Annotated in this window: 15 protein-coding genes; 9 read left to right on the top strand and 6 right to left on the bottom strand. The window is 62.6% G+C overall.

What is annotated here, in order from left to right:
* Positions 1–12: 12 nt before the first annotated feature.
* The 3 genes from amn to A9971_RS30785 all read right to left on the bottom strand — a co-directional run bounded on the left by amn (position 13) and on the right by A9971_RS30785 (position 5678).
* Positions 13–1485: an AMP nucleosidase gene (gene amn / locus A9971_RS30775; RefSeq protein WP_015637154.1), complete on the bottom strand. Its 1473-nt coding sequence runs from the start codon at positions 1483–1485 to the stop codon at positions 13–15.
* Between the two features lie 99 nt (positions 1486–1584).
* The gene (locus tag A9971_RS30780) at positions 1585–3237 is read right to left on the bottom strand and encodes an acyl-CoA dehydrogenase family protein (RefSeq protein ID WP_065363626.1); all 1653 of its coding nucleotides are present in this window, start codon (positions 3235–3237) and stop codon (positions 1585–1587) included.
* A gap of 74 nt (positions 3238–3311) precedes the next feature.
* Positions 3312–5678: a hybrid sensor histidine kinase/response regulator gene (locus A9971_RS30785; protein WP_183001077.1), complete on the bottom strand. Its 2367-nt coding sequence runs from the start codon at positions 5676–5678 to the stop codon at positions 3312–3314.
* A gap of 289 nt (positions 5679–5967) precedes the next feature.
* Between A9971_RS30785 and A9971_RS30790 the strand changes: the two genes are divergently transcribed.
* The 4 genes from A9971_RS30790 (at position 5968) to A9971_RS30805 (ending at position 9481) form a co-directional block, all read left to right on the top strand.
* Positions 5968–6765: a hydroxymethylpyrimidine/phosphomethylpyrimidine kinase gene (locus A9971_RS30790; protein WP_015637156.1), complete on the top strand. Its 798-nt coding sequence runs from the start codon at positions 5968–5970 to the stop codon at positions 6763–6765.
* An 18-nt stretch (positions 6766–6783) separates the two neighbouring features.
* Positions 6784–7407 carry a thiamine phosphate synthase gene (gene thiE / locus A9971_RS30795; RefSeq protein WP_011063646.1) on the top strand — a complete coding sequence of 208 codons (624 nt, stop codon included), beginning with the start codon at positions 6784–6786 and terminating at the stop codon, positions 7405–7407.
* 17 nt (positions 7408–7424) lie between these two features.
* Positions 7425–8708 carry a glutamate-1-semialdehyde 2,1-aminomutase gene (gene hemL / locus A9971_RS30800; protein WP_011063647.1) on the top strand — a complete coding sequence of 428 codons (1284 nt, stop codon included), beginning with the start codon at positions 7425–7427 and terminating at the stop codon, positions 8706–8708.
* A 218-nt stretch (positions 8709–8926) separates the two neighbouring features.
* Positions 8927–9481, top strand: a complete 555-nt coding sequence (locus A9971_RS30805; RefSeq protein WP_011063648.1) for a tetratricopeptide repeat protein — start codon at positions 8927–8929, stop codon at positions 9479–9481.
* 77 nt (positions 9482–9558) lie between these two features.
* On the opposite strand, the gene A9971_RS30810 is transcribed toward A9971_RS30805, so the two are convergent.
* On the bottom strand, positions 9559–9885 hold the full coding sequence (locus tag A9971_RS30810; protein ID WP_007927079.1) for a DUF1820 family protein: 327 nt from the start codon (positions 9883–9885) through the stop codon (positions 9559–9561).
* A 134-nt stretch (positions 9886–10019) separates the two neighbouring features.
* Here A9971_RS30810 and miaB point away from each other — a divergent pair, with 134 nt between their 5' ends.
* From miaB to lnt, 5 genes are all read left to right on the top strand, one after another.
* Positions 10020–11348: a tRNA (N6-isopentenyl adenosine(37)-C2)-methylthiotransferase MiaB gene (gene miaB, locus A9971_RS30815; RefSeq protein WP_011063650.1), complete on the top strand. Its 1329-nt coding sequence runs from the start codon at positions 10020–10022 to the stop codon at positions 11346–11348.
* A 113-nt stretch (positions 11349–11461) separates the two neighbouring features.
* The gene (locus tag A9971_RS30820) at positions 11462–12481 is read left to right on the top strand and encodes a PhoH family protein (protein ID WP_011063651.1); all 1020 of its coding nucleotides are present in this window, start codon (positions 11462–11464) and stop codon (positions 12479–12481) included.
* Complete coding sequence (gene ybeY, locus A9971_RS30825; RefSeq protein ID WP_011063652.1) at positions 12474–12932, top strand: rRNA maturation RNase YbeY; 459 nt, start codon at positions 12474–12476, stop codon at positions 12930–12932. The genes A9971_RS30820 and ybeY overlap by 8 nt, the downstream gene beginning before the upstream one ends.
* A 42-nt stretch (positions 12933–12974) precedes the next feature.
* On the top strand, positions 12975–13814 hold the full coding sequence (locus A9971_RS30830; RefSeq protein WP_011063653.1) for an HlyC/CorC family transporter: 840 nt from the start codon (positions 12975–12977) through the stop codon (positions 13812–13814).
* 190 nt (positions 13815–14004) lie between these two features.
* Positions 14005–15528: an apolipoprotein N-acyltransferase gene (gene lnt, locus A9971_RS30835; protein ID WP_053160199.1), complete on the top strand. Its 1524-nt coding sequence runs from the start codon at positions 14005–14007 to the stop codon at positions 15526–15528.
* Between the two features lie 44 nt (positions 15529–15572).
* Here lnt and A9971_RS30840 read toward each other — a convergent pair whose 3' ends face one another.
* Both A9971_RS30840 and A9971_RS30845 read right to left on the bottom strand, forming a co-directional pair.
* Positions 15573–16334 (bottom strand): YdcF family protein, encoded by a 762-nt coding sequence (locus tag A9971_RS30840; RefSeq protein WP_183001081.1) that lies wholly within the window; start codon positions 16332–16334, stop codon positions 15573–15575.
* 127 nt (positions 16335–16461) lie between these two features.
* Positions 16462–16782, bottom strand: a complete 321-nt coding sequence (locus tag A9971_RS30845) for a hypothetical protein (RefSeq protein WP_011063656.1) — start codon at positions 16780–16782, stop codon at positions 16462–16464.
* Between the last annotated feature and the right edge of the window lie 54 nt (positions 16783–16836).

Raw genomic sequence — 16836 nt, forward strand, 5'->3', positions numbered from 1 at the left:
TGGCTTAAACGCTTAGCGGAAAGGCGGCTCGTCGAAGCTGCGCAGTTTGCGCGAGTGCAGGGAGTTGAGCTCGCTGCGCATCAGGTCCACCGCTTCGATACCGATCTTCAGATGCTGGCTGACCGCACGCTCATAAAAGGCGTTGGCCGCGCCCGGCAACTTGATTTCACTGTGCAATGGCTTGTCCGAGACACACAGCAAGGTGCCGTACGGCACCCGCAGGCGATACCCCTGGGCGGCGATGGTGCCGCTTTCCATGTCCACCGCCACGGCCCGGGACAGGTTGATCAGCGGACGTTCTTCGGCCCAACGCAACTCCCAGTTGCGGTCGTCGTAAGTCAGCACGGTGCCGGTGCGCAGGCGTTTCTTCAGTTGTTCGCCCTTTTCCCCGGTGACATTGGCCGCCGCCTGCTGCAACGCCAGCTGGACTTCGGCCAGGGCCGGAATCGGAATGTTCGGCGGCACCACGCGGTCGAGAATGCCGTCGCGCCGCATATAAGCGTGGGCCAGCACGTAGTCGCCAATGGTCTGGGACTGCCGCAGGCCGCCGCAGTGGCCGATCATCAGCCAGCAATGCGGACGCAGCACCGCCAGGTGGTCGGTGATGTTCTTGGCGTTGGACGGGCCGACACCGATATTCACCAGGGTCACACCGTGGCCATCGCTGGCCTGCAAGTGGTAGGCCGGCATCTGGTAGCGGTGCCAGACCACACCGGCGGCGATGGCCGAGGCCTCGCCGTGATCCATGCTTTTCTCGATGATCACGTTGCCCGGCAGGACCATGCGCACAAAGCGCGGATCGCTGCGCAACTGCTCCAGGCCATGAACGATGAACTGGTCCACATAGCGGTGATAGTTGGTCAGCAGGATCCACGGCTGCACATGACGCCAGTCGCTACCGGTGTAGTGCACCAGGCGCCGCAGGGAGAAATCCACTCGCGCGGCATCGAACAGCGCCAGGGGCAGCGGATGGGTATTTTCCCAATCGTAGAGGCCATCGGCGATGCCATCGGTGGCGGCCGACAGGTCGGTACTCGGGAACACCCGCGCCAGCGCCGCAGCGGTCACGCCGGAACCTGCCAGCTCGTCGCCCTGCTCCACGACATAGGGATAAGGAATGTTCTGCTCACTGACGCCCACTTCCACCGTCACGGTGAAGTCGTGCATCAACGGCACCAATTGTTCGAGCAGATAATTACGGAAGGCTGCAGGATGGGTCACGGTGACACTGTAGGTGCCCGGCAACTGGACCTTGGCATAGGCCCTTGTGGTCTGTGGGACTTCGCCGTGGCAGTGGTAGGTCAGGCGCAACTCAGGGTAGCGAAACAGTGCTCGTTGCTCGGCATCCGGCTCGACCCGGTCCTTGAGATAACGCTTGAGCGCCTGGCTCAGCGCCGTGGTGGCCCGCTCATGCAGGGCGGCAAGCCGATCCACGGCTTGCTCGGCGGTTTGAACGACAATAAAAGCTTCGGTCACGATAAGCATCCTGTGTTCTGAACTTGCAGGCGTTCATCTTGCCTGCAAGACCGTCCCACGGGAACAGCGTAATCACCGCAGGCGCCGGGAAGCCGGCGCCAGGGAGGGTCAGAAGCCCTGAGGGGAGGAGCGGGCGACAATGGCTGCCACGTCCAGGCCACGCGGCAAGGTGCCGTAGACCCGGCCGCCCTGGCCGCCCAGGCGGCTGGCGATAAAGGCGTCGCTGACCACCTGGTTGCCGGCTTCCAGCAAGAGCTTGGCCTGCAGGCCCAGGGCAATGTCCTCGGTGAGTTGACGAGCACGGTATTGAATGTCGCCGGTGTCCTTGAAGCTCTCCTTCAGCCCGTTGATATGGGCGGCCAGGCGCTTGTCGCCATGGCCATCGCCCAATTCGGCGAACAAGGCGTCCAGCACGCCCGGCTCCTTCGACAAGGCTCGCAGCACATCCAGGCATTGCACGTTGCCGGAGCCTTCCCAGGTGGAGTTCACCGGCGCCTCGCGGTACAGCCGTGGCAGGATGCTGTCCTCGACGTAACCGGCACCGCCCATGCACTCCGCCGCCTCGTTGATCATCGCCGGGGCCCGCTTGCAGATCCAGTACTTGCCCACCGCCGTCACCAGCCGGGAAAACTTCGCCTCCTGGGCATCGTCCAGATGATCCAGGGCCCGCCCCATGCGCATGCTCAGGGCCAGGGCCGCTTCGCTTTCCAGGGCCAGGTCGGCCAGCACGTTCTGCATCAGGGGCTGCTCGCTGAGCACCCGCCCGCCCACGGTGCGATGGGCACAGTGATGGCTGGCCTGGGTCAGGGCCTGGCGCATCAGGGAGCTGGAGCCGACCATGCAATCGAAACGGGTCATGGCCACCATCTCGATAATGGTCGGCACGCCGCGGCCTTCCTCGCCGATCATCCAGGCCAGGGCACCGCGGAACTCCACTTCGCTGGAAGCGTTGGAAAGGTTGCCGAGCTTGTTCTTCAGGCGCTGGATATAGAACTGGTTGCGCGTGTCATCGGGACGGTGCCGGGGCAGGAGGAAGCAGGTCAGGCCCTTGTCGGTCTGGGCCAGGGTCAGGAAGGCATCGCACATCGGCGCCGAACAGAACCATTTGTGGCCCACCAGCTCGTACGCCTGCCCGGGGCCGCCAGCCCCCACCGGGTAGGCCCGGGTGGTGTTGGCACGCACATCGGTGCCGCCCTGTTTCTCGGTCATGGCCATGCCGATGGTCAGCCCGGCCTTGTGTTGCATGCCGACATTGCGCGGGTCGTACCGGGTGGCAAGGATCTTGGGCAGCCACTGGTCGGCGATATCCGGTTGCAGCTTCAAGGCCGGTACACAGGCGAAGGTCATGGTCAGCGGGCATCCGCTGCCGGCCTCGGCCTGGCTGTGCAGATAGGTCATGGAGGCGCGGGCAACGTGGGCCCCCGCTTGCGGATCGGTCCAGGGCAGTGAGGTCAGGCCGGCTTCGATCGCCGCCTGCATCAATTGGTGATAGGCGGGATGAAACTCCACCAGATCGATCCGGTGGCCAAAGCGGTCGTGGCTGGAAAATACCGGTTTGTTCTGATTGGCCAGGAACCCCGCCTCCATCAACGGACCACCGGCCAGGGCGCCATAGGCGTCGACCCGCGACTCGGCCCAACCGGCATCGAAACGGCGCATCCATTGCTGCAGCGGCAGGTCGATCCGATAGAGATTGGCGCCGTCCAAAGCTGGCGGCTGGTTGGTGACTTCGTGGGTTTCAGCGAACTGGTGGAGGTTCATCGCGGGGCTCCTTCAGGGTGTGCCAAGACCCCAGTTAAGCACCGCCCCCACCCCGAACAAAGTGGCATACCTGCCTAAATGTCGGCGCTTTCGCCCTGTTCCACAGAGAGCACATATCTCGACAATGCCGTTTGCAAGGCCTCGAACTTCACCGGTTTAGCCAGATAGTCGGAGCCAGCCCCCGCCGGGCAGCCCTCTTTGCCGGGCACGCAGGCCAGCAGGATGGGCAATTGGGAGTAGCCGGGCAGCGCCTGGGCCTGCAAGCGAAACGCCCCCAGTTGCGCCGTGGACATCTCGCCATCGATCAACACCGCACTGACCAGCTCACGCCCGAGCAATTGCAGGGCATCAGTAGGGCTACCGGCGGTGCGCACCTGGTAGCCCAGCTTGAGCAGCATGCCCCTGACCACCAACTGATTGACGTCGTTGTCGTCCACCAGCAGCACGGTGCAGTCCCGGGGCAAGCGTCGCGCCACTGCCGCCGGCGAGCGCGGGGCGGGTTCCTGGGCGTCGAACTCCACCAGCAGGCGGAAACAACTGCCCCGGCCTGGCGTGGATTCGTGGGTCAATTGCCCGCCCAGCAACTCCACCAACTGCCGACAGATCGCCAGGCCGATACCCAGCCCGCCATATTCACGGGTCATGGAACCATCGAGCTGGAAGAAACGCTGATACAGGGTCGCTTCATCCAGGTTGACGAAGCCAATACCACTGTCGATCACCTCGAAACTCAGGCTGACCCGCTGCGCCGACACGGAACGCGTGAGCACCCGCAGCACCACGCTGCCCGAAGGGGTGAACTTGATGGCATTGTCCAGCAGGCACTCCAGACAATGGCTGAGTTTGCAGCGGTCGCCCTGCAAGCGATCGGGCAGCCCGGCGCTCAAGTCGATCTGGAAAGCCAGCGACTTGGCGGCGGCACTGGCGCCGTATTGGGTCTGCAGTGTCGTCAGCAGGGAGCGCAGGCTGAACGGCTGACGCTGGGCGCTGAGCTTGCCGGCCTGCAGCTCGGTCAGGGTCAGAATGCCGTTGACCATGCGCATCATGTCCCGCGCCGAGCCGGCCGCTGTCTGCTGGTATTGCTCCAGCTCCGGATCCAGTTCCAGGGTCTGCATCAGTTCCAGGGAGCCGATGACGCCGTTCATCGGGGTCCGCAGCTCATGGGTCAGGGTGGCCAGGAATTCGTCCTTGAGCCGGTTGCTGTGGGCCAGTTGCTGGTTCAACACTTCAAGCTTCTGCCCGGCTTCGAGCAGTGTCTGGGCCTGTTGCTCACGCATGGCATTGATGCGATCGGCCAGGGCCAGGGACAGCAACGCCACTTCGATCGCCGAGCCGATCTGGCTGGCGTACATGGTCAGGAACACATTCGGCAGGTAACCCAGCACCATCAAGGTGTTGATCACCCCTCCAAACAAAAAGGCCGACCAGGCGATGATGAAATAGCGTGCCACGCGCAGGCCTCGACACCAGGCGACAATCCCGGCCACGTAGATCACCACGGTGAACACCAGGGCCAGGGTGGTGGCCAGGCGCAATGCCAGGGCATAACTGGTCATCAGTGAAAGCGCCATGACCAACGCGCCAAAGGCCATCAAGGCCAGTAGTACGCGGTCGACCCAGGGGCTGTGGCGGGAAGTCTGCAGGAAGCTGCGGGCGAACTGGCTGCCGAACAAACCTGCCGAACCGATGAAGAACGGTGTCGCGGCATTGGCCCACCAGGGGCTGTCGGGCCAGAAGTACTCCACTGCGGCGCCGTTGACCGACAGCTGATAGAGACCGAAGGAAGCGATATAGACGATGTAGTAGAGGTAGCTGGTGTCCCGCACGCTGAGGTAGATGAACAGGTTGTACACCAGCATCCCCAGCAGCACGCCGTAAATCAGCCCGAGCACATACAACCGCACCGGCTGGGCTTCCAGGTAAGCACTGCTGGACCACAGGCTCACCGGCGCCTGGATCGAGCCTTCGCTGGCCAGCCGCAGGTAGACGGTCTTGTGCTCGTGGGGAGAAAAATTCAGGTTGAACAGGTAATTGTTCTGGCGAATCTCTCGACTGTCGAAGGGCAAGGCATCCCCGGTACGACCCGCCAGGCGATAACCACCAGACTCGTCAGGGACGTACAGTTCAAGGTGGTCCAGAGGCGGATAGGCCAACTCCAGCAACCAGCTGCGTTGTGCGCTCGGGTTGGCGGGGCGATAGTCGAGGTCGATCTTCAGCCAGAACGCCGAGCGCGAATAACCGGCGTTGAGGGTGTCTTTATCGTGGGGTCTGAATTGTTCAGCCAGAGGCCCCGAGCTGACATCGGCAATGGTCGCCTCACCCCCCGCGTCTTCGAGTACTTGCATCACTCGGCCCAAGGGCAGGCGTTGAGTGAACTCGTCGAACTCGACGGCGCCAGCCAGCATCGGCAAGCTCAACAGCAACATCAGCAAATAGTGCATAAAGCCCCAGCGTGGCTTGTCCGGTGGTGTCAGGAAGTCCCCCATTTCCCTTGAGCAGACGTAGAACCGGCATGACCTGTTATTGATTTGAATCCACTCTAGCATAGCCGCTGATGGCCATTGAACACCATTGTAAGTTTTAGTCTAAGGGCTCTAGAACGGGGCTTTCAGCGCAACCCAGCGGGCTAGAGCTGTTGCTTCGGTCAAGTGGGCTGGCCGGCGCCAGATCGCCCCTCTCTTATATGTCGAGCGCCGCGAAAAAAAACGTTTGGTGGTAAGCTCGCCGCCCATGAATATCTACAGCTCTCGCCCCGTTGTCCTCTGTCTCTCCGGCCACGACCCCAGTGGTGGCGCCGGCCTGCAGGCAGATATCGAAGCCCTGCTGGCTCAGGGTTGTCATGCCGCTCCGGCTGTCACCGCGTTGACCGTGCAGGACACAGTCAATGTCAGCGACTTCCGCGTCCTGGATCGCGAGTGGGTATTGGCCCAGGCCAATGCCGTGCTCAACGACTCCACGGTAGCGGCGGTCAAGCTGGGCATGCTCGGTTCCCTGGAGATGGTCGACACCGTGGTCGAGCTGCTCCAGGCCCACCCGCACCTGCCAGTGGTCTGCGATCCGGTGTTGCGCGCCGGCGGCGGTGGCCGGCTGGGCAAGGATGAGGTCGGCTACGCCATGCGCGAGCGCCTCCTGCCCCTGGCAACCATTGCCACCCCCAACCTTCCCGAAGCCCGAATTCTCGCGGAACTGCCTGAAGGCAGCGCCGACCAATGCGCCGAAAAACTCCTGCCCTTCGTCAAGCATTTGCTGATCACCGGCGGCCACGGCGATGAACACGAAGTCCACAATCGCCTGTACAGCCGTGACGGCCTGCGCAAAACCTATACCTGCCAGCGCTTGCCGGGCAGCTACCACGGCTCCGGCTGCACCCTGGCCAGCGCACTGGCCGGCCGCCTGGCCCAAGGTGAACACCTGGCCAGTGCGGTGAAGTCCGCCCTGGATTACACCTGGCGCACCCTGCGCGATGCCGAACAGCTTGGCCGTGGCCAGTTCGTTCCGCGCCGCTTGCCGCTGGATTTCTGCTCGTAATGTCATGAGGCCTGCTCAATGAAACTACGTGGTCTGTACGCCATCACCGACAGCCAACTGTTGGCCGGCAAGTTTCTGAAGTACGTGGAGGCGGCGCTGGAAGGCGGTGTCACGCTGTTGCAGTACCGCGACAAAAGCGACGACCAGGCCCGCCGACTGCGGGAAGCCGAAACCCTGCTGGCCTTGTGCGAGCGCTACAAGACCCGTTTGATCATCAACGATGATGCCGAGCTGGCGGCGCGTATCGGTGCCGGCGTGCACCTGGGCCAGACTGACGGCCCATTGACCCCGGCCCGAGCCTTGCTGGGCCGCCAGGCGATCATCGGTGCCACCTGCCACAGCCAGTTGCCACTGGCCGAGCAAGCTGCCAAGGAAGGCGCCAGCTATGTCGCCTTCGGCCGTTTCTTCAATTCCACCACCAAGCCCGGCGCGCCTGCGGCCAGCCTGGAGCTGCTGGACCAGGCCCGGGCCAGCCTGCACCTGCCGATCTGCGTGATCGGCGGCATCACCCTGGACAACGCCGCACCATTGGTGAACCACGGCGCCGACCTGCTGGCGGTGGTCCACGGCCTGTTCGGCGCCGAGAGCGCCGAGGAAGTGACTCGCCGCGCCCGCGCCTTCAACGCCCTATTCAACAGCTGATTTTTGAGAGCCCGATCATGTCTCGTTCCGAAACCCTGTTTGCCAACGCCCAGAAACACATCCCGGGTGGCGTCAATTCGCCTGTCCGCGCCTTCAAGAGCGTGGGCGGCACCCCGCTGTTCTTCAAACACGCAGAAGGTGCCTACGTCACCGACGAAGACGACAAGCGCTATGTCGACTACGTTGGCTCCTGGGGCCCGATGATTCTTGGCCACAGCCACCCTGATGTCCTGGACGCCGTGCGCAAGCAACTGGAACACGGCCTGTCCTACGGCGCACCGACCGCCATGGAAACCGAAATGGCCGACCTGGTGTGCTCCATCGTGCCGTCCATGGAAATGGTGCGCATGGTCAGTTCGGGCACCGAAGCCACCATGAGTGCCATTCGCCTGGCCCGTGGCTTCACCGGCCGGGACAGCATCATCAAGTTCGAAGGCTGCTACCACGGCCACTCCGACAGCCTGCTGGTGAAGGCTGGCTCCGGCGCCCTGACCCAAGGCGTGCCGAGCTCCGCCGGTGTGCCCGCGGCTTTCGCCAAGCACACCCTGACCCTGCCCTTCAACGACATTGCGGCGGTGGAAAAAATGCTCGCCGAAGTAGGCCAGGAAGTGGCCTGCATCATCGTTGAACCAGTGGCCGGCAACATGAACTGCGTACCCCCGGCACCGGGTTTCCTCGAAGGCCTGCGTCGCCTCTGCGATCAGCACGGCGTAGTGCTGATCTTCGACGAAGTGATGACCGGTTTCCGTGTTGCCCTCGGTGGCGCTCAGGCCCATTACGGCGTGACACCCGACCTGTCGACCTTCGGCAAGATCATCGGCGGCGGCATGCCGGTAGGCTGCTTCGGCGGCAAGCGCAAGATCATGGAGCACATCGCGCCCCTGGGCCCGGTCTACCAGGCCGGCACCCTGTCCGGCAACCCGCTGGCCATGGCCGCTGGCCTGACCACTCTGCGTCTGATCAGCCGCCCGGGCTTCCACGCCGAACTGAGCGACTACACCAGCCGTCTGCTCGAAGGCCTGCAACAACGCGCCGATGCAGCAGGCATTCCGTTCGTCACCACCCAGGCTGGCGGCATGTTCGGCCTGTACTTCAGCGGTGCCGATGACATCGTCACCTTCGACGATGTGATGGCCAGCGACGCCAACCTGTTCAAGCGCTTCTTCCACCTGATGCTGGAAGGCGGCGTGTACCTGGCGCCGAGTGCCTTCGAAGCGGGCTTCACCTCCATCGCCCACGGCGAGGCCGAGTTGCAGCTGACGCTGGATGCGGCAGAGCGGGCATTCGCCGCCCTGAAGTAAGCGCTGGACGGCGGGCGTGTGAAACATCACGCCCGTTGTAGTCTTTACTTGAATTTTCTGCAGTGAAACCTGGAAATGCTGATGAATCCTTGGGATATAGCGCCCACGCAGCAGAAAAACGAGTAAAGACTTTGTAAGGTGGGCCCTGCTTATTTCATAATGCGCGCTTATTGGGCCCCACGCTGGGCCCCGCGCCCCTCAGAGGTAAGTCGATTCCCATGAACCGCACCGGCCGCGCCCTGACACTGGGCTGCCTGTTGCTCCTTCAGCCCCTGCTCGCGCATGCACAAGCAGGTGGCAACTCGTTGTTGATCCCGGCGCTGGGTCGCTGCACCCTCGATCCCCAGGCTCAGGACCAGGCCGAGGCCCTCACCGCCTGCCAGAAGGCCGCCGACGAGGGGGATGCCGAGGCGCAATACGAGTTGGGCGAGTTCTACTACGAGGGCAAAGGTGCGCCGCAAGATTTCAATCAAGCCCTGAGCTACTTCGAAAAGGCCTCCTTGCAAGGCCATGCCCAGGCGCAATTCAAGCTGGGCACCATGTTCTTCCACGGTGAAGGCGTGCCGGCCAATAACGTGCAGGCTTACATCGTGCTGAAGATGGCTGCGGTCAATGGCGCCGAAGACGCCCTGGACACCGCCGACGAAGTCGCCGAGCACATGCAGCGCGACGAACTGGAAGTTGCGACCCAGGTACTGGGACAGATTTTCCGCAAATACCTGATGGAACTGCAGAGCGCCGATGGGCGTTCACCCTTCTCGCCCCTGCCGTAGGCATTTGCGCCTCAGTCGCCGGTGAGCCGGCTTCCACACAGACAACCGCCCTCCCGGAAAGACGGCATCGGCCAGGCTTACTTTTCCGGCATCGGCATCGGGAACGGCATGACATTGCTCACCCCGCGGGCCTCGCTGATCTTCGGCGTACCCAGGCGCTCGACTTCATCGATGCGCACGATCGAATGCATCGGCACAAAGCTGCGCACTACACCTTCGAACTGGGCCTTGAGCTTCTCCTCGCTCGGGTCAACGACCACTTGCGTGCGCTCGCCAAAGACGAACTCTTCCACTTCCAGGAAACCCCACAGATCACTCTGATAGATCTGCTTGGCGTACATTTCGAACACCTGGCCCTGGTTGAGGAAAATCACCTTGTAGATTGGAGCTTCACGTTTGGTCATGGCGGGCGGGTAACACATCGGGGGACAAAAATAGGGCGCGAACTATAGCATAGCTACCCGATGCACAACCCTAGGAACCTGTGGGCATGGCCCCTATAATGCGCGGTTCTTTGAATCACGTGATGATCCCGTCCATGGCCAAGAAGCTTTACATCGAAACCCACGGTTGCCAGATGAACGAGTACGACAGCTCGCGCATGGTGGACCTGCTGGGCGAACATCAGGCCCTGGAAGTCACCGCACGCGCCGAAGATGCGGACGTCATCCTGCTCAACACCTGCTCCATTCGCGAACGCGCCCAGGACCGGGTGTACTCCCAGCTCGGGCGCTGGCGTGAGCTCAAGCTGGCCAATCCGGACATGGTGATCGCCGTAGGCGGTTGCGTGGCCAGCCAGGAAGGCGCGGCCATCCGCGACCGCGCACCCTATGTGGACGTGGTCTTCGGCCCGCAGACCCTGCACCGCCTGCCGGAAATGATCGACGTCGCGCGCATCACCAAATTGCCGCAGGTCGACGTCTCGTTCCCGGAAATCGAAAAGTTCGACCACCTGCCCGAGCCCCGGATCGATGGCCCCAGCGCCTATGTCTCGGTGATGGAAGGCTGCAGCAAGTACTGCACCTTCTGCGTCGTGCCCTACACCCGCGGCGAAGAAGTCAGCCGGCCCTTCGACGATGTGATCGCCGAGATCATCCACCTGGCGGAAAACGGCGTCCGCGAGGTGACCCTGCTGGGCCAGAACGTCAACGGCTATCGCGGCCAAACCCACGACGGGCGCATGGCCGACCTGGCCGAATTGATTCGTGTGGTTGCCGCGATCGATGGCATCGAGCGAATCCGCTACACCACCTCACATCCGCTGGAGTTCTCCGACAGCCTGATCCAGGCGCATGCCGAAGTACCAGAACTGGTGAAGCACCTGCACCTGCCGGTGCAATCCGGCTCGGACCGGATCCTCGCGGCCATGAAGCGCAATCACACCGCCCTGGAGTACAAGTCCAAGCTGCGCAAGCTCAGGGCGGCTGTTCCGGGAATCTGCATCAGTTCGGACTTTATCGTCGGCTTCCCAGGCGAGACGGAGAAGGATTTCCAGCAGACCATGAAACTGATCGAAGACGTCGGTTTCGACTTCTCCTACTCCTTCGTCTACAGCCAACGGCCGGGAACACCGGCCGCCGACCTGGCCGACGAAACACCGGAGGCGGTGAAAAAGGAACGGCTCAACGCCTTGCAGCACCGCCTCAACCAGCAAGGTTTTGAAATCAGCCGACAAATGGTCGGCTCTACCCAGCGCATCCTGGTGACCGACTACTCGAAGAAAGACCCGGGCGAACTGCAGGGACGGACCGAGAACAACCGCATCGTCAACTTCCGCTGTGACAATCCCACACTGATCGGCCAGTTCGCCGACGTGTACATCGACTCGGCGCAGCCTCACTCGCTGCGCGGCTCCCTGCTGCAATAACCTGGCAGGGAAAAGCCCCAGCAGCCCTTGCTCCGCATAAGAGCTTTCGCACCCAGGCTGCTGGCGTTATCCTTGAATTCATCTTAATTGCCGTTGGGCGGCTAAAAACGACCTTGAACGCACCCATAGAACCTCATCGTTTCATCCTCGAGCCCTTCGAGGCTCGCCGCTTCGCCAATCTGTGCGGGCAATTCGACGAGCATCTGCGCTTGATCGAACAGCGCCTGACGATCGAGATCCGCAACCGCGGCAATCAGTTCGAACTGATCGGCGAACCCAAGCAAACCACCTCCGCGGAAAACCTTCTGCGCCGTCTCTACCGGGAAACCAAGGGCACCGAGCTGTCGCCGGACCTGGTCCACCTGTTCTTGCAGGAGTCTGCCGTGCAAGAGCTGGACAACCCTTCGGTAGCCGATGCCGCCGTGGCCCTGCGCACCAAGAAAGGCATGATTCGCCCCCGCGGCCTGAATCAGCAGCGCTACGTCAAAGAGATCCTCGGCAACGACATCAACTTCGGCATTGGCCCGGCCGGTACCGGCAAGACCTACCTGGCCGTGGCCTGCGCCGTGGACGCCCTGGAACGCGAGCAGGTGCGACGCATCCTGCTGGTGCGCCCGGCGGTAGAAGCCGGCGAAAAGCTCGGTTTCCTGCCCGGCGACCTGGCCCAGAAGATCGACCCCTACCTGCGCCCGCTGTACGACGCCCTGTATGAAATGCTCGGCTTCGAACACGTGGCCAAGCTCATCGAACGCCAGGTCATCGAGATCGCGCCCCTGGCCTACATGCGCGGCCGCACCTTGAACAACAGCTTCATCATCCTCGATGAGAGCCAGAACACCACGGTGGAACAGATGAAGATGTTCCTGACACGGATCGGTTTCGGCTCCACTGCGGTGATCACCGGCGACATCACCCAGGTCGACCTGCCCAAGGGCACCAAGTCCGGCCTGGCCCATGTGATCAACGTACTCAAGGATGTGCCTGGTATCAGCTTCACTCACTTCATGCCCAAGGACGTGGTGCGCCATCCGCTGGTGCAACGCATCGTCGAAGCCTACGAGCGCTTCGAACTGCACGCTGCCGACGAGGCCGCCAAGGCTGCCGCAGACCGAGGCAACCGCCACGATGCTTGAGCTTGACCTGCAGCGCGCCAGCCAACAGCCGGCCCCCAGCGATGAACAGTTCCGCCAGTGGTGCGAGCTGGCCCTGCGCCAGCGCACCGCCGATTCGGAACTGACCATCCGCCTGGTGGACGAAGCAGAAGGGCGTGAGCTGAACCACACCTGGCGTCATAAGGATTACGCCACCAATGTGCTGTCATTTCCTGCCGATGTACCGGATGAGCTGCTGGATATCCCATTGCTGGGGGACCTGGTGATCTGCATTGCGGTGGTCGAGCGCGAAGCGGCTGAACAAGGCAAGGAACTTCAGGCCCACTGGGCCCATCTGGTGATTCACGGCTGCTTGCATCTGTTGGGCTACGACCATATAGATGACGACGAAGCCGAAGAAATGGAAGCGCTGGAACGAACGTTGCTTGCAGAACTGGGTCATCCGGACCCTTATGCAGACGACGAAAGCTGATCAACAACCCCCTGTAACAACCAAGGATTCAGAGCAATCGCTATGAGCGAAGATCGATCGAGCAACGGGCAAAAGTCATGGCTGGGCAAACTGACCCAGGCTTTTGCCCATGAGCCGAAAAACCGCCAGGAGCTGCTGGAGCTGCTGCGCGAAGCCCATCAGAACAAGTTGCTGGACAGCGAAGCGCTGGCCATCGTCGAAGGCGCCATCCAGGTCGCTGACCTGCAAGTCCGGGACATCATGGTTCCGCGCTCGCAAATGATCAGCATCAAGGCGACCCAGACCCCTCGGGAGTTCCTGCCCGCAGTCATCGATTCGGCGCACTCGCGCTACCCGGTGATCGGCGAAAGCCATGACGACGTGATGGGCGTCCTGCTGGCCAAGGACCTGCTGCCGCTGATCCTCAAGGAGAACGGTGACAGCTTCAACATCAAGGACCTGCTGCGCCCGGCGACCTTCGTCCCCGAGTCCAAGCGCCTGAACGTGCTGTTGCGCGAGTTCCGCGCCAACCACAATCACATGGCCATCGTCATCGACGAGTACGGCGGCGTGGCGGGCCTGGTGACCATCGAAGACGTGCTGGAACAGATCGTCGGCGACATCGAGGACGAGCATGACGTCGAGGAAGACAGCTACATCAAGCCACTGCCCAGCGGCGACTTCCTGATCAAGGCGCTGACGCCCATCGAGAACTTCAACGAGTTTTTCGACAGCGACTTTTCCGACGACGAATTCGACACCGTAGGCGGCCTGGTCATGAGTGCGTTCGGCCACTTGCCAAAACGCAACGAAATCACTGAAATCGGCGCCTATCGCTTCCGCGTGCTCAACGCCGACAGCCGGCGGATTCATCTGCTGCGCCTGACCCCCATTTCCCGCTGAGGAAACGGGTCATCTGCCCTCCCCCGCACCGCGATATCGTCTTGAGGCCACTTGCCCGGCCTCAGGCGATACAGTGCGGGGACGCATCGGCCGAGCAGCGCTGCGTGACTCGACGCTCATCTGAAACAACCCAACCATTCTCCTCGTGCCTCGCCCGGTACGACACAGGAAAGAGCTGATGAAACGCCTCTTGCAGCGCTCAACCCGCCCCGGCTGGCCCGGCAACCTGCTGGCCGTGATCGCCGGCGCCATCACCACCCTGGCCCTGGCCCCCTACAACATCTGGCCTCTGGCGCTGCTAGCAGTCGGCCTGTTCTATGCCGGGCTGCGCGAGCTGACACCGCGCCAGGCCCTGGGCCGCGGCTGGTGCTTCGGCTTCGGCCTGTTCGGGGCCGGCACCAGCTGGATCTACGTCAGCATTCACACCTATGGAGGCGCCTCGGCCCTGCTTGCCGGCCTGCTGATGCTGGCCTTCATCGCCGCCATCGCCTGGTTTTTCGCACTGCCTGCCTGGCTCTGGGCCCGCTGGTTGCGACGCAATGAAGCGCCGCTGGCGGACGCCCTGGCATTCGCGGCCCTGTGGCTGGGCCAGGAAGCCTTTCGCGGCTGGTTCCTCACCGGTTTTCCCTGGCTGTATTCCGGCTACAGCCAGCTTGACGGCCCACTGGCCGGGCTTGCGCCGCTGGGCGGCATCTGGCTGATCTCCTTCTCCCTGGCCCTCACCGCAGCGCTGCTCTACAACCTGCCGCGACTGATCAAGGCCGGGCGCAAAGCCTTCATCGTTGCGGGCGTGCTCCTGTTGGCAGCCCCCTGGGTCGTGGGCCTGGCCCTGAAAGGCCATGCCTGGACCAGCCCGGCCGGAGAGCCGCTATCGGTCGCCGCCATCCAGGGCAATATCGAACAGAGCATGAAGTGGGACCCGGCCGAGCTCAACGCCCAGCTGGCGCTGTATCGCGACATGAGTTTTCGCAGCAAGCGCGTAGACCTGCTGGTCTGGCCGGAAACCGCAGTACCGGTGCTCAAGGAGTCGGCCGAAGGCTACCTGACGATGATGGGCAACTTTGCCGCCGACCGTCATTCCGCGCTGATTACCGGCGTTCCGGTGCGCCAACTGGTACGCCATGAAAAACGCTACTTCAACGGCATCACCGTGACCGGCGAAGGGGACGGCACCTACCTCAAGCAGAAGCTGGTGCCTTTTGGCGAGTACGTGCCCCTGCAGGAAGTGCTGCGCGGCCTGATCGACTTCTTCAACCTGCCGATGTCGGACTTCGCCCGCGGCCCGGCCGACCAGCCGCTGCTGCAGGCCAAGGGCTATCAGATAGCGCCGTTCATCTGCTACGAAGTGGTCTACCCCGAATTCGCCGCCAGCCTTTCGGCCCGTAGCGACCTGCTACTGACCATCAGCAATGACACCTGGTTCGGCACTTCCATCGGCCCCCTGCAACACTTGCAGATGGCGCAGATGCGCGCCCTGGAAGCCGGGCGCTGGATGATTCGCGCGACCAACAACGGCGTCACCGGGCTGATCGATCCGTTCGGCAGGATCACGGTGCAGATTCCCCAGTTCGAGCGCGGCATTCTGTACGGCGAAGTCGTGCCCATGCACAACCTGACGCCGTATCTGCAATGGCGCTCCTGGCCGCTGGTGGTGCTCTGCACCCTGCTGTTTGGCTGGGCCTTGCTGGCCAGCCGTATTGCCAAGACCGTTTGAGGGCCCTCACTGGCAATCCGGCTCCCGAGGGAGCCGGATTGCCATCAGCGATAGAACAACCGGTAGCCCAATTGGCCCATTGCCTCATTGAGCAACTGCCCGCTCTGCCAGATCGACTTGAACTCAGGCATCCAGCCTCCCAGCGGACGGGCGTTATCCATTCCCAGGAACCCCACGGGTGCAGGCACCACTTCAAACCCGGCGTGCTCGAAACTCCACACCGAGCGGGGCATGTGCCAGGCCTGGGTCACCACCACCACACGCTTGATCCCCAATGGCAGCAGGACTTCGGCGCTGAACTGCGCGTTTTCCCAGGTGGTGCGGCTGCGGCCTTCCTGCCAGCGCACCGTCACGCCAAAGTCATCGAGCAGGGATTGCGCCATCAACGCAGCCTCGGTGGGCGGCGTACTGTAATGCAAGCCGCCGCTGGTCAGCACCGGCAACCCGGAGGCCTTGGCCAGGCGCGCGGCATAGCGTTCGCGCTCCAGGCCCACGCCGGTGGGCTGATCAGAGCCCCACGCCGGATCGCCCCGCTCCCGCCCCGAACCCAGCACCACAATCACATCCGCCTGCTCGGCCAGGCTCGCCCATTGGCTTTGGGGCAAGGGCGGCAGGCGCTCCAGACCGCGCGCGCCCCACTCCACCATGACCGGCAGGCTCATCAACCAGAAACCACCCAGCCCCAAGGCAAAACACCAACCTGCCAGCCGTGGCCGGGAACGGAGCAAGCCCCAGGCAAGCAGCAGCAACAGCAATAGAATGCCGGGCGGCAGCAGCAACTGTTTGATGAAATAGCGAAAAGGCATCGAGCATCTCCAACAAGATGCCCGAAGCCTAAAGGGGATACCTGTCCGGCAACAACCAATGCCTGGTATTTTTGCTCCCGAGGTCCTCGGCCGCGACCTCGCTCGACCCGATAAGGGGCCCTGGGACCTACTTGAACTGCTGAGATCGGACTTTCACCGATGCCTTGACGGGCGCCTGATCCTTCAGCCAAATGATCTTGGCCGAACGAGGCACCTCCTGGTGTTGCAGACTGCCCATTGGATTGATCTGCATTTCACGTTGATGGCGGGCCAGATAGGCCCTGATCAATTCAAACTCCGCCCGGCTCAAACCCCGCAGCTCCAGCTCGATAGGCCGCTCATTGCGCAGTCGATCCGCCGTTTTTGCCGCATCCAGGGCCAGAGCCAGTCGATTGAGGAGCCTTTCATACACCTCCGGTTCTGTTGCTTTTCGCTGCGATTCAAGCATCCGTTCACCTCATCGAAGATAAGACTCACTCCCCTTTTTGAGCTTAGTCGGACA

This window comes from Pseudomonas sp. UME65 (genome assembly GCF_014170225.1).
GTDB classification, from domain to species: domain Bacteria; phylum Pseudomonadota; class Gammaproteobacteria; order Pseudomonadales; family Pseudomonadaceae; genus Aquipseudomonas; species Aquipseudomonas protegens.

Coding starts and splice junctions, on each gene's coding strand:
- amn (WP_015637154.1), bottom strand. CDS start 1,485: ATGCTTATCGTGACCGAAGCTTTTATTGTCGTTCAAACCGCCGAGCAA.
- A9971_RS30780 (WP_065363626.1), bottom strand. CDS start 3,237: ATGAACCTCCACCAGTTCGCTGAAACCCACGAAGTCACCAACCAGCCG.
- A9971_RS30785 (WP_183001077.1), bottom strand. CDS start 5,678: ATGCACTATTTGCTGATGTTGCTGTTGAGCTTGCCGATGCTGGCTGGC.
- A9971_RS30790 (WP_015637156.1), top strand. CDS start 5,968: ATGAATATCTACAGCTCTCGCCCCGTTGTCCTCTGTCTCTCCGGCCAC.
- thiE (WP_011063646.1), top strand. CDS start 6,784: ATGAAACTACGTGGTCTGTACGCCATCACCGACAGCCAACTGTTGGCC.
- hemL (WP_011063647.1), top strand. CDS start 7,425: ATGTCTCGTTCCGAAACCCTGTTTGCCAACGCCCAGAAACACATCCCG.
- A9971_RS30805 (WP_011063648.1), top strand. CDS start 8,927: ATGAACCGCACCGGCCGCGCCCTGACACTGGGCTGCCTGTTGCTCCTT.
- A9971_RS30810 (WP_007927079.1), bottom strand. CDS start 9,885: ATGACCAAACGTGAAGCTCCAATCTACAAGGTGATTTTCCTCAACCAG.
- miaB (WP_011063650.1), top strand. CDS start 10,020: ATGGCCAAGAAGCTTTACATCGAAACCCACGGTTGCCAGATGAACGAG.
- ybeY (WP_011063652.1), top strand. CDS start 12,474: ATGCTTGAGCTTGACCTGCAGCGCGCCAGCCAACAGCCGGCCCCCAGC.
- A9971_RS30830 (WP_011063653.1), top strand. CDS start 12,975: ATGAGCGAAGATCGATCGAGCAACGGGCAAAAGTCATGGCTGGGCAAA.
- A9971_RS30840 (WP_183001081.1), bottom strand. CDS start 16,334: ATGCCTTTTCGCTATTTCATCAAACAGTTGCTGCTGCCGCCCGGCATT.
- A9971_RS30845 (WP_011063656.1), bottom strand. CDS start 16,782: ATGCTTGAATCGCAGCGAAAAGCAACAGAACCGGAGGTGTATGAAAGG.